The organism is Enterobacter cloacae (assembly GCF_011078175.1).
GTDB lineage: Bacteria > Pseudomonadota > Gammaproteobacteria > Enterobacterales > Enterobacteriaceae > Enterobacter > Enterobacter cloacae_Q.
On the sequence record NZ_JAALCJ010000004.1, the window covers coordinates 408,078 to 420,526 of the forward strand.

General features: G+C 53.5%; 12 protein-coding genes. 6 read left to right on the plus strand and 6 right to left on the minus strand.

What is annotated here, in order from left to right; translation table 11 throughout:
* Positions 1–86: 86 nt before the first annotated feature.
* Both G6Q29_RS11730 and yccS read left to right on the plus strand, forming a co-directional pair.
* Complete coding sequence (locus G6Q29_RS11730) at positions 87–533, plus strand: YccF domain-containing protein (RefSeq protein WP_003858149.1); 447 nt, start codon at positions 87–89, stop codon at positions 531–533.
* 18 nt (positions 534–551) lie between these two features.
* Positions 552–2,714 (plus strand): YccS family putative transporter, encoded by a 2,163-nt coding sequence (gene yccS / locus G6Q29_RS11735; RefSeq protein WP_165465729.1) that lies wholly within the window; start codon positions 552–554, stop codon positions 2,712–2,714.
* Here yccS and G6Q29_RS11740 read toward each other — a convergent pair.
* Positions 2,671–3,297 carry a TfoX/Sxy family DNA transformation protein gene (locus G6Q29_RS11740; RefSeq protein WP_032673551.1) on the minus strand — a complete coding sequence of 209 codons (627 nt, stop codon included), beginning with the start codon at positions 3,295–3,297 and terminating at the stop codon, positions 2,671–2,673. The two genes, yccS and G6Q29_RS11740, sit on opposite strands and share 44 nt — an antisense overlap.
* 217 nt (positions 3,298–3,514) lie before the next feature.
* Between G6Q29_RS11740 and sulA the strand changes: the two genes are divergently transcribed.
* Complete coding sequence (gene sulA, locus G6Q29_RS11745; RefSeq protein ID WP_032673744.1) at positions 3,515–4,024, plus strand: SOS-induced cell division inhibitor SulA; 510 nt, start codon at positions 3,515–3,517, stop codon at positions 4,022–4,024.
* 356 nt (positions 4,025–4,380) lie between these two features.
* Complete coding sequence (ompA, locus tag G6Q29_RS11750) at positions 4,381–5,433, plus strand: porin OmpA (protein WP_017694761.1); 1,053 nt, start codon at positions 4,381–4,383, stop codon at positions 5,431–5,433.
* Between the two features lie 65 nt (positions 5,434–5,498).
* On the opposite strand, the gene matP is transcribed toward ompA, so the two are convergent.
* On the minus strand, positions 5,499–5,951 hold the full coding sequence (matP, locus tag G6Q29_RS11755) for a macrodomain Ter protein MatP (protein ID WP_165465730.1): 453 nt from the start codon (positions 5,949–5,951) through the stop codon (positions 5,499–5,501).
* Positions 5,952–6,137: 186 nt separating this feature from the next.
* Here matP and G6Q29_RS11760 point away from each other — a divergent pair, with 186 nt between their 5' ends.
* Positions 6,138–7,898 carry an AAA family ATPase gene (locus G6Q29_RS11760; RefSeq protein WP_165465731.1) on the plus strand — a complete coding sequence of 587 codons (1,761 nt, stop codon included), beginning with the start codon at positions 6,138–6,140 and terminating at the stop codon, positions 7,896–7,898.
* A gap of 68 nt (positions 7,899–7,966) precedes the next feature.
* Entirely contained in the window at positions 7,967–8,485 is a 519-nt protein-coding gene (gene fabA / locus G6Q29_RS11765; RefSeq protein ID WP_000227926.1) for a bifunctional 3-hydroxydecanoyl-ACP dehydratase/trans-2-decenoyl-ACP isomerase, read from the plus strand.
* 71 nt (positions 8,486–8,556) lie between these two features.
* Here the strand turns inward: fabA and rmf are convergent, their stop codons facing one another.
* The 4 genes from rmf to pqiA form a co-directional block, all read right to left on the minus strand.
* Positions 8,557–8,724 carry a ribosome modulation factor gene (rmf, locus tag G6Q29_RS11770; protein ID WP_003858162.1) on the minus strand — a complete coding sequence of 56 codons (168 nt, stop codon included), beginning with the start codon at positions 8,722–8,724 and terminating at the stop codon, positions 8,557–8,559.
* A gap of 254 nt (positions 8,725–8,978) precedes the next feature.
* Positions 8,979–9,545 (minus strand): membrane integrity-associated transporter subunit PqiC, encoded by a 567-nt coding sequence (pqiC, locus tag G6Q29_RS11775; RefSeq protein ID WP_165465732.1) that lies wholly within the window; start codon positions 9,543–9,545, stop codon positions 8,979–8,981.
* On the minus strand, positions 9,542–11,182 hold the full coding sequence (pqiB, locus tag G6Q29_RS11780; RefSeq protein ID WP_165465733.1) for an intermembrane transport protein PqiB: 1,641 nt from the start codon (positions 11,180–11,182) through the stop codon (positions 9,542–9,544). The genes pqiC and pqiB overlap by 4 nt, the downstream gene beginning before the upstream one ends.
* A gap of 4 nt (positions 11,183–11,186) precedes the next feature.
* On the minus strand, positions 11,187–12,440 hold the full coding sequence (pqiA, locus tag G6Q29_RS11785; RefSeq protein ID WP_017693685.1) for a membrane integrity-associated transporter subunit PqiA: 1,254 nt from the start codon (positions 12,438–12,440) through the stop codon (positions 11,187–11,189).
* Positions 12,441–12,449 lie beyond the last annotated feature (9 nt).

The window sequence follows — 12,449 nt, forward strand, 5'->3', positions numbered from 1 at the left end:
CAGTTTAACTGCCAGTTTTAAGGTGCTCCAGCCCAAAAAACGTTACAATCACCGGGCGTTAATCATATCGAAGGAAATGAGGGTTTATGCGTACCGTTCTGAATGTGTTGAATTTTGTCCTTGGCGGTTTTGCCACCACCCTTTCCTGGCTTTTTGCCACCCTGGTGAGCATCGTGCTCATCTTCACCCTTCCGCTGACGCGCTCCTGCTGGGAAATCACCAAACTTTCCCTCGTTCCTTATGGAAATGAGGCCGTACACGTGGATGAGCTGGAGCCGGAAAGAAAAAATGCCCTGATGAATACCGGCGGCACGCTGTTGAATATTCTGTGGCTAATCTTCTTTGGCTGGTGGCTGTGTCTGATGCATATTTTCGCCGGTATCGCCCAGTGCATTACGATTATTGGCATTCCGGTTGGCATCGCGAATTTCAAAATTGCCACCATCGCCCTGTGGCCGGTAGGACGCCGTGTTGTCCCGGTCGAAGTGGCACAAGCTGCGCGTGAAGCTAATGCCCGTCGTCGTTTTCAGTAAAAAGGACTGGCCGCTCTCATGCTAAGCCCCCTGCTTCGTCGCTATACGTGGAACAGTAACTGGCTATATAACGTCAGGATCTTTATTGCCCTCTGCGGCACCGTCGCTCTACCGTGGTGGCTGAATGATGTGAAGCTCACTATCCCCCTCACGCTTGGGGTGGTGGCCGGCGCGCTGGCGGATCTCGACGACCGCCTGGCCGGTCGCTTGCGTAATCTGGTCATCACGCTGGTCTGCTTCTTTATTGCCTCCGCGTCCGTCGAGCTGCTATTCCCCTGGCCCTGGCTGTTTGCCTTAGGGTTGACGGTCTCCACCAGCGGCTTCATTTTGCTCGGTGGTCTCGGGCAACGCTACGCCACTATCGCGTTCGGCGCCCTGCTGATTGCCATTTACACCATGCTGGGTGTCTCACTTTACGATCAGTGGTATCAACAACCAGTCCTGCTGCTGTTGGGCGCTATCTGGTATAACCTGTTGACCTTAACCGGGCATCTTATTTTTCCGGTCCGTGCATTACAGGACAACATTGCCCGCAGTTACGAACAGCTGGCCCACTATCTGGAGCTGAAATCCCGGCTGTTCGATCCGGATATCGAAGAGGATAGCCAGGCGCCCCTGTACGATCTGGCGCTGGCAAATGGCCAGCTGGTCGCCACGCTGAATCAGACCAAAGCCTCTCTGCTCACCCGTCTGCGCGGCGATCGCGGTCAGCGCGGTACCCGGCGCACACTACACTACTATTTTGTCGCCCAGGATATCCACGAGCGCGCCAGCTCATCGCATGTACAGTACGCTGACCTGCGCGAGAAATTCCGCTATAGCGACGTGATGTTCCGTTTCCAGCGTCTGCTGTCGATGCAGTCTCAGGCCTGCCAGCAACTTGCGCGCTCAATACTGCTGCGCACGCCCTATCAGCACGATGCTCGCTTTGAACGCGCATTCAGTCATCTGGATGCGGCGCTCGATCGCGTTCAGGCCAGTGGGACATCGCCGGAACAGTTCAAAGCCCTGGGATTCCTGCTCAACAATCTGAGAGCCATTGATGCTCAGCTCGCCACCATTGAGTCTGAACAGGCGATGGCGATGCCCGGCAATGACGCTGAGAACCAGCTTGCCGATGACAGTCTGAACGGCTTCAGCGATATGTGGCTGCGCCTGAGCCGTCATTTTACCCCGGAATCCGCCCTCTTTCGCCATGCGGTGAGGATGTCGCTGGTACTTTGCGTGGGCTATGCCTTTATCCAGATAACGGGACTGCACCACGGCTACTGGATCCTGCTGACCAGCCTGTTCGTCTGCCAGCCGAACTATAACGCTACCCGCCATCGGCTCGCGCTGCGTATTGTCGGGACATTAGTCGGGGTCGCCATCGGGCTGCCGGTGCTCTACTTTGTGCCGTCCGTAGAAGGGCAACTGATCCTGATTGTGATTACCGGTGTACTGTTCTTCGCCTTCCGCAATGTGCAGTATGCCCACGCCACGATGTTCATCACGCTGCTGGTACTGCTCTGCTTCAATCTGCTGGGTGAAGGCTTTGAGGTGGCCCTCCCCCGCGTGATCGACACGCTTATCGGCTGCGCCATTGCCTGGGCGGCGGTGAGCTTTATCTGGCCGGACTGGCGTTTTCGAAATTTACCACGCGTGTCAGACAGAGCCATGAACGCCAACTGCCGCTATCTTGATGCCATTCTTGAGCAGTATCATCAGGGTCGCGATAATCGTCTGGCCTATCGGATTGCCCGTCGCGACGCGCATAACACGGACGCAGAGCTGGCTTCAGTTGTCTCAAATATGTCAACAGAGCCGCGCGCCACGGCAGAAATCCGGGAAACGGCCTTCCGCCTGCTGTGCCTGAACCACACGTTCACGAGCTATATCTCTACCCTTGGCGCCCACCGAGAGAAGCTGACGAATCCGGGGGTTCTGGCGCTGCTGGACGATGCCGTTTGCTACGTTGATGATGCGCTTCATCATCAACCTGCGGATGAGCCACGGGTGCACCAGGCACTGGATGAACTGGCGCAGCGTATCGCACACCTTGATCCAGGCACCGACAACAAAGCTCCGCTGGTCCTACAGCAAATTGGCCTGCTTATCGCTTTGCTGCCGGAAATTTGTCGACTGCGACAGCAGATCGCTACCTGGCGGAATGATGGCCCTGTGACTCAGGCAGCGCATTAAACCACTCCGTAAGCTCCCGGCGAATATCCGCCGGGAGTGCCGCTTCATGTAACCCTTCGATGGCGCCTTCAAGCGCGAACAATACCCGGATACTCAGCGCTTTATTCTTAGAGCGCATTTTCAGCCAGCTCGTCTTCGCCCCCAACTGTCGTAGCATTTCTTCATTGGTGATGCCCGCCTCCATAAGCAGGACCTCAATTTGAAAGGTCAGGTTCGGCAGATCTTTAAGCCGGTTACGCTGATGGCGCTGGTAGCGCTCTTTCCTGGCGGCATCGAGCGCAAATGAGGAGAGCTGAAGCAGTTTTTCCCTGTTTTGCCATAGACCTTCATCCACACGGTAGTAATTCAGCAGCACAGGGCGTCCTCGTTTCATCAGGGTCAGAAAAGAGGAGGCATTTTTTACACAGTATTTTGCACTTTGCTCACACGCGCGAAGGTACAACTCGCCATCAGACACCATCGCGAACACAGCTTCATCTACGGCAAGGGTATAACCGCCAAACAGGGCGCGATGATGAATTTCACCCAGCGGAGAGAGGTATTCCTGCGATTGATAAATCCGCTCATAGGATATCTTTTTCATGATAATTCCATTAAAAATCATACAGTAAACACGATATTTCTCACTAACGGATCCGTTAGCAGGAAAATAGGCAACTTATTGCCGTTGGGCAAGATGATTTTTTCAGGTTCAGCAGGAATGGATGAAATTTGCGAGTCGCTTTCCGAAAATTAGATTGATCTTTATGCATACAGGGGTTACTGTATATCCATACAGTAACTACAGGGCTGGAATGAATATGTACACTTCAGGCTATGCAAATCACTTAACACCTTTTTCTTCTGCCGCGGGCAATGCTGCGCAGAATTCTATCGGGCGTGTATCGACAGGGCTTATCAGTGAAGTGGTTTACCGTGAAGACCAGCCGCTGTTAACACAACTCTTACTCCTGCCGCTTTTGCAGCAGCTCGGGCAACAGTCTCGCTGGCAGCTCTGGCTGACGCCACAGCAAAAATTAAGTCGCGAATGGGTTCAGTCGGCTGGCCTGCCGTTGGCGAAGGTGATGCAGATTAATCAACTCTCCCCTTGCGATACGGTCGAGTCGATGGTCCGGGCATTACGTACCGGGAACTATAGCGTCGTGATTGGGTGGCTGCCTGAGGATCTGTCCCAAGAGGAACATTTACGTCTGACTGAAGCTGCTGAAGAAGGTAATGCAATGGGTTTCATCATGCGGCCGGTTCGTGGAGATTCCTATCGCAGAGGACAACATCCCGGGCTAAAAATTCACTCAAATGTATACCATTGAGTCATTTTAAGAGTTTTCCTGGAATTTTTTTCGACCGCAGTATGCAAAAAAAGTTCAACGCGCCAAAACTGCGGCAAGGCTTGTCTGACGCGGTTCTCGTTAATTTTACTGCACAAAATTCATTCAAAAATTGTTAAATATTAGGTATACGGAACTTTTTTTTTCATATGCCTGACGGACTTCACACTTGTAAGTTTTCAGCTACGTTGTAGACTTTACATCGCCAGGGGTGCTCGGCCTAAGCCGAAGATATCGGTAGGTTTATATTTGACCACGCCCCCCGGTGAAGGATTTAACCGTGATTCCTCCGTTGGAGATATTCATGGCAAATTTTGGATGATAACGAGGCGCAAAAAATGAAAAAGACAGCTATCGCGATTGCAGTGGCACTGGCTGGCTTCGCTACCGTAGCGCAGGCCGCTCCGAAAGATAATACCTGGTATGCAGGTGGTAAACTGGGTTGGTCTCAGTTCCATGACACCGGTTGGTACAACAGCAGCCTGAACAACGATGGCCCTACTCACGAGAGCCAGCTGGGTGCAGGTGCGTTCGGTGGCTATCAGGTTAACCCGTATGTTGGCTTTGAAATGGGTTACGACTGGTTAGGTCGTATGCCTTACAAAGGCGACAACGTAAATGGCGCTTTCAAAGCTCAAGGCGTACAGCTGACCGCTAAACTGGGTTACCCAGTAACTGACGATCTGGACGTGTACACCCGTCTGGGCGGCATGGTATGGCGTGCAGACTCCAGCAACAGCATCGCTGGTGACGACCACGACACTGGTGTTTCTCCAGTATTCGCTGGCGGCGTTGAGTGGGCAATGACCCGTGACATCGCTACCCGTCTGGAATACCAGTGGGTTAACAACATCGGTGATGGTGCTACCGTTGGCGTTCGTCCAGACAACGGCATGCTGAGCGTTGGTGTTTCTTACCGTTTCGGTCAGCAGGAAGATGCGCCAGTCGTAGCTCCAGCACCGGCTCCAGCTCCAGAAGTACAGACCAAGCACTTCACTCTGAAGTCTGACGTTCTGTTCAACTTCAACAAAGCGACTCTGAAACCAGAAGGTCAGCAGGCACTGGATCAGCTGTACACCCAGCTGAGCAACCTGGATCCAAAAGACGGTTCTGTAGTGGTTCTGGGCTTCACCGACCGTATCGGTTCTGACGCTTACAACCAGGGTCTGTCTGAGAAACGTGCTCAGTCTGTAGTTGATTACCTGGTATCTAAAGGTATCCCAGCTAACAAGATCTCCCCACGTGGTATGGGCGAATCTAACCCAGTGACCGGCTCTACCTGTGACAACGTGAAACCACGCGCTGCACTGATCGACTGCCTGGCACCAGATCGTCGCGTAGAGATCGAAGTTAAAGGTATCAAAGACGTTGTAACTCAGCCTGCGGCATAAGTTATCGTCTTATAAAAAAACCCCGCCATGCGGGGTTTTTTATTATCTGAAGAAAGGCAAAAACGTTATTTTTTACCTAACAGTGCCTGTAGATCGTTCTTCAGCGTCGACATCTGGCTGGCATACTTCTCTTTGTGCTCGGCATCTTCAATCAGCTGCACCACTGTTTCCGACAGGGTTTTCCCGCGCCGTTGCGCAAGCCCGGCCAGACGCTGCCAGACCATAAACTCCAGGTCGATGGATTTCTTACGGGTGTGCTGATGCTCGGCATTGAAATGCCGTTTACGACGCGCACGGATAGTTTGCTTCATCCGGTTCAACAAGGCCGGATTAATGTGTTTATCAATCCAGCCGTTAACCTGTACCGGTTCGTTTTCGAGGGTCAGCAACATATCCACAGCTTCTTGTGCCGCACTGGCTTCGATGTAGCAGGTGATCAGCTCCCCTTCTCGGTGCTTTTTGACCAGGTACTTCCATTTCCAGCCGCTTTCGAGGTTTTCCAGTTGTTGATATTTCATTGCGATCTCAGTGTTACCGTGTAACTCTGTTCAGAATATCAGTTTTTTGGCAATCTGCTGAAAAGAAATCATATCCTGTGAAACACAGCAAGCGATCCGCATGACGAAAACCCGAATCCTGATTGGGCAGAGTGCGCCGCTTACGGTATACTCCACGCTTTTACTTCTGACTAAAAAACATCAACTTTGACCATTACGAAACTTGCATGGCGTGACCTGGTTCCGGATACCGAGAGCTATCAGGAGCTGTTTGCACAGCCAGACCTCACAAAAGAACACAAATACATACTTAGCGATACACAACCGCGTTTGCATTACGCGCTGGAACAGATGTCGTCCCCATGGGCTACATCTCCTTTCATGCTGCTCAAAGCCCCGGAAGAAGCCGAGTATCTGACGCTTCTCGGTGATGCCATGCGCCAGTTGCAGCCAAAAACGAACGCCGTTTTTGGTGGTCAGTATCATATTGCCGGACGTGACGTGACGTACGAACCTGCCACGCAGCCAGACGGACTGTTCGCTGCAAAAGGCGAGGTGATCACCGCCAACTGGGTGGAAGCAGAACAGCTGTTCGGCTGCCTTCGTCAGTTCAATGGCGATGTATCACTGCAACCGGGGCTGGTACACCGAGCGAATGGCGGCGTGTTGCTCATCTCCCTTCGCACCCTGCTCGCACAGCCTCTGCTGTGGATGCGCCTGAAAATGGTGGTGACGCAGCAACGTTTCGACTGGGTAGGCTACGACGATTCGCGTCCGCTGCCTGTTTCCATTCCGTCTATGCCGCTGTCGCTGACCGTCGTGCTGACGGGTGACCGTGAATCTCTGGCGGATTTCCAGGAAATGGAGCCAGAACTCGCGGAGCAGGCGGTTTACAGCGAATTTGAAGACAATATTCAGATCGCCGATGCGGATGACATGGCGCAGTGGTGTCAGTGGGTTATGGCCGTGGCGGAACGTTTCTCGCTCCCTTCCCCTGCGGAGGATGCGTGGCCTGGCTTAATTCGCGAAGCCGTACGCTACACTGGCGATCAGGAAACCCTGCCGCTCTGCCCGCTCTGGATCGGTAAACAGCTGCGTGAAGTGGGCGTTATCTGCGGCAACGGTCCGTTTACCGGTGAGCAGCTTAGCCAGATGCTGGCCCAGCGTGAATGGCGTGAAGGTTATCTTGCTGACCGTATGCAGGATGAAATTCTGCTGGAACAGATTCTGGTGGAGACCGAAGGCGAACGTATCGGGCAAATCAACGCCTTGTCCGTCATCGAGTTCCCCGGACACCCGCGCGCCTTTGGCGAGCCTTCCCGCATCAGCTGTGTCGTGCACATTGGCGACGGCGAATTTACCGATATTGAACGCAAGGCCGAACTGGGCGGAAACATTCATGCCAAAGGCATGATGATCATGCAGGCATTCCTGATGTCTGAACTTCAGCTGGAGCAGCAGATCCCCTTCTCTGCCTCGTTGACCTTTGAACAGTCCTACAGTGAAGTCGACGGCGACAGCGCCTCAATGGCGGAGCTGTGTGCCGTGATCAGCGCGCTTGCGGACGTGCCGATTAATCAGAATATAGCGATTACCGGGTCCGTGGACCAGTTTGGTCGTGCCCAACCGGTGGGTGGACTGAATGAGAAAATCGAAGGCTTCTTCGCTATCTGCCAGCAGCGCGGTTTAAACGGTAAACAGGGCGTGATTATTCCGGCGCCTAACGCTCGCCATTTGAGCCTGAGCCAGGCGATTCTGGATGCGGTTGAGCAGGAACAATTCACCGTCTGGGCCATCGAAGGGGTTGAGGATGCACTACCCTTACTGACGAACCTAGTCTGGGACGGCGAAGGCCAGACAACCCTGATGCAGACCATTCAGGAACGTATAGCTCAGGCGACACAGCAGGATGCTCGTCATCGTTATCCGTGGCCGTTACGCTGGTTAAGTTGGTTTAGTGCGAACTGATCGGACTTGTTCAGCGTACACGTGTTAGCTATCCTGCGTGCTTCACTAAAATAAGGCTTACTGAGAACATGGTAGATAAACGCGAATCCTATACTAAAGAAGACCTTCTTGCCTCTGGTCGCGGTGAACTGTTTGGCGCGAAAGGCCCACAGTTACCGGCCCCAAATATGCTGATGATGGACCGTGTCGTGAAAATGACCGAAACCGGCGGCAACTTTGATAAGGGTTACGTAGAAGCAGAACTCGATATCAACCCGGACCTGTGGTTCTTCGGTTGTCACTTTATTGGCGATCCGGTAATGCCTGGCTGTCTGGGCCTCGATGCCATGTGGCAGCTGGTTGGCTTCTATCTGGGCTGGCTTGGCGGTGAAGGCAAAGGCCGTGCGCTGGGCGTCGGCGAAGTGAAATTCACCGGTCAGGTTCTGCCTACCGCGAAGAAAGTCACCTACCGTATCCATTTCAAACGCATCGTTAACCGTCGCCTGATTATGGGCCTGGCGGACGGTGAAGTGCTGGTAGATGGTCGTCTGATCTATACCGCGAACGACCTTAAAGTGGGTCTGTTCCAGGATACCTCTGCTTTCTGATAAGCGCTTTTAGCCCCCTCCAGAAAGGCGAAACCTCCGCATTGCGGAGGTTTCTTTTTAAAGAGACGGTATCAAGCAAGTACTGCCCTGTCTCCGATGGCTTCTCGCCAGCCCCCTAGCCATTGGGACCTTTGATTCAGGGCCTGATAGGGACACATTTCTTTAGAACGTCCGGCGATGCCAGCCTGATAACCACGTTGATGAGCCCTTTCCAGGCGATCTCGTTTCTGTCTCTTCATGCCTCGTTTCCCTCATTCTTTTGTCTGGTGGAAAGAAAACAGTGGTTGCAATATGTGCAAGCACAGTTAACGAATACCCCGAATCGACGTCAGCGTCAACGTTCAAAATTCATACGGGTGTCATATTTGTGAGCTACATGGAAGATCGTTTGTACAAAAAATGTGACGCGGGACAAGTAACAACCTGAACGCAAAACGAAAAAAAAGCCGCAATCAGCCAGAAGCTGAGTGCGGCTTTCGTCGATGAATTTTACTTATGGCAGCCGGGAAATCTCTCTTGCGATAGCAGCCGACTCCTGTGCCCACCCCTGCGCAAGCACTTTCACCATGTCGTCATAGCCATCTTTCTGCTGCTTCAGTTCCAGATGGAAAGGACGCTTAATCAGCTGACCCTGGTGATTCAGCAGCCATTCCCCGCTGATAACAACGGCACCATCATAGCGGCCATGGAATCCCGTCACGTTAACATTCAGGGTGTCCTGATCGCTTCCCAGAGGCTGCGAGGCGACTACCCAACCAGGGAGCTGGCTGCTCAGATTCGCCACCAGCGTATTGCGTAGCTGCTGATCCAGCGGGCTGGCCCACAGGTTATTGTTGGCGATAACGTACTGCACATCGCTGGTCTGGTAGACCACCCCGTTGCCCGCCAGATAATCTGGTACGGCAACCTGTTCAACCCACAGCAGACGGCTGCCCTGCGAGGCGCTGCTCTGCGCACCGGACTGGGCGCTTAACGGCAGCTGGTAGTAGCTTTTGTTATCGCTTCCAGAGCTACAGGCCGTTAATACCAGCGCGCCTGCGATGATTAGCCATTTTTTCATTGTTTCGCCCTCTTAGGCTCAGGATCCTTTTTGTCTTTCGCTTCAAATACCAGCGCGTTGCTCTTTTCATTGAGCGTTTTCAGAACGGGCTGTAGCTCGCGTAAAACCTGATCAAGACGTTGCATATCCGCCACCATCTTGTTGTAGGCCGCTGAACCCGGCTGGAAGCCCTGCATACTGCGATTCAGTTCGCGCAGCGTTTTCTGCATATCCTGCGGCAGCTGCTGCATGGACTGGTTGGCAGTGATCTTGTTGATATTATCCAGCGTGGTTTGCAGACGTTGCATCGTCGCCTGGCTCTGACGCAGTGACCCTGTCGCAGCCTCAAGCATTGGATTTAGCGGCAGATTGTTGATCTTATCCAGCGTTTCCATCAGGCGCTGTTGGATCTGCGCCAGGCCACTGCTGACCGTAGGAATGATTTTGTAGCCGCCAAATTCACGGATCCCCGTCATTGGTGGCGCTTTTGGATAGAAGTCCATATCGACATACAACGCCCCTGTGACCAGGTTGCCGGTTTTCAGCGAGCCGCGCAGACCGCGATTCATCAGATCGCTGATATGATCTCCAATATCCTGATCCTGACCAATCTGGTTTATCAAACGCTCAGGCTCAATGCGGATCAGCACCGGAATACGATAATCATCATCAAGCATCTGCTTAAGTCCCGGAACAAAGTAAGGCACTTGTCCCACTGTCCCCAGACGGATACCGCGGAACTCAACTGGCGCCCCTGGCTGCAAGCCGCGTACTGAGTCCTTAAAGAACATCAGGTAGTCGATGTGATCGGTATAGAGTGCATCCTGAATGCTTTTTTGATCGTCAAACAGTCTGAAGGCGGTTTTCTCCGCCACCGGTTGTCCCAGATCCATGCCTTCCGGCACGTCAAAACTGACGCCTCCACCAAACAGCGTGGTGAGGGAGCCCATCTCAACGCGCATCCCCGCAGAGGTGAGATCTACCGCGATCCCGCTGTCTTTCCAGAAACGAACGTTGCTTGTCACCAGGCGGTCATTAGGCGCATTGATAAAAAGCTGATAGCTGATGGTCCGTTTTTGCGGATCGAAGGTGCTGGTTTCAACCGAACCGACGCGATACCCACGGAACAGCACCGGATCGCCCGGCGTGAGCTGGCCCGCTTTTTTGCTGTCCAGAATAACGCGGATCCCTTTTGCATCCGGCGGCGCAAGCGGCGGTGAATCCAGCAGCTGATAGTTTGCTGGCTGGACGCCTTTGTTGCCGGGCTGGAGTTCAATGTAAGCCCCTGACAGCAACGTCCCTAATCCGCTTATCCCCTCTCTACCGACCTGCGGTTTTACTACCCAAAAAACGGAATCTTCATGGAGCAGTTTTTCCATGCCGGCATTCAGGCGGGCCTTGATTTCAACATGCGTCAAATCATCCGTCAGGGTCGCGCTTTCCACGACACCCACATCCACGCTACGGCTCTTGATGGTGGTTTTCCCCCCCTCAATCCCCTCTGCGTTGGTGGTAATTAGCGTGACTTCCGGTCCCTGATGGCTGTAATGATAAAACAGGATCCATGCACCGATCAGCGCGGTCACGATGGGGAAAATCCACACCGGCGACCAGTTTCTGACCTTCTGCACTTTAGCCTCTCCACTCTTATTTTCCATGCTCTTACTCTTCCTCATGGCTTGAATCGGGCTCACGATCCCACGATAAACGAGGGTCGAAGGTCATGGCCGCAAACATGGTCATAATGACGACCAGCGCAAACATCAGCGCTCCCATCGCGGGATAAATACTCATCAGCCCCCCCATGCGCACCAGCGCTGAGAGAACCGCAATCACGAACACGTCAATCATCGACCAGCGGCCAACAAATTCCACGACCTCATAAATCAGATGCATGCGCTCGCTGTCTCGCTTACCGTGTCCTTTTGCATCCCAGCAAAGCCAGGCAATGGCAATCATCTTTAAGGTCGGAACCATAATACTGGCGAGGAATATGACGCCTGCTACAGGGTAAGACCCCTCGCTCCACAGCAAAATCACCCCGGCCAGTATGGTCGAGGGCATTCTGTCGCCGAGCAGATCGGTGATCATGATCGGCAAGATATTGGCGGGCAGATAGAGCATGACAGAGGTCACCAGCAGCGCCATGGTCCATTGCAGGCTATTTTTACGCCGGACGTGACCTTTTGTTTCACAGCGCGGACACACCTCAACATCCGCGGGCAGCACGGCGGTGCAGCACGAGCAGGAGCGAAGCCCCTGACGGATACCCGGTACGCCCACCTTTACCGTCTGCGAGAGCGTCGGCGCCGGGGCAATATCGTCCCAGGCCCAGCGTCGGTCAACGCACTGGAACGCGCGCAGTTGTAGCACGCAGTACAGACACCACGGAATAAAGCTGCTGCCAATCCCCACATCGCCGTAGGCCATCAGCTTCACGAAGCTGACCAGAATACCCGCGAGAAAAATTTCCGCCATCCCCCAGCTTTTCAGCTGGAACAGGATCCGCGCGAGCTTGATTTTAAGGACAGTGGGCATCCTGACGCGGTTGACCAGCAGCAGAATGACGACCAGGCAAAAAGCCGGAACGATCTGCACGAAAAGAAGAAAGAAGGTGCCAAGGCTGGCGTAATCTTCCGAGAACATCACGCCTGGAATTTCCAGTAAATCCACCTGGCTGGTCATCCCGCCCACTTTCATATAGATGAAAGGGAAGAGATTGGAGAGCAGTAACATGAATAAGGCTGCCAGCGCATAAGCAGTAGGACGCTGCCTTGGCGCGTCCCACTCGGTCGTCAGCGTAGCGCCGCAGCGCGGGCAGGCAGCCTTATGTCCGTGACCAAGCTCTGGCAACGCCACGAGCATATCGCATTGCGAGCATAATATATGCCGATCGGCATGGTGCTGGTCACACATAGATTATCC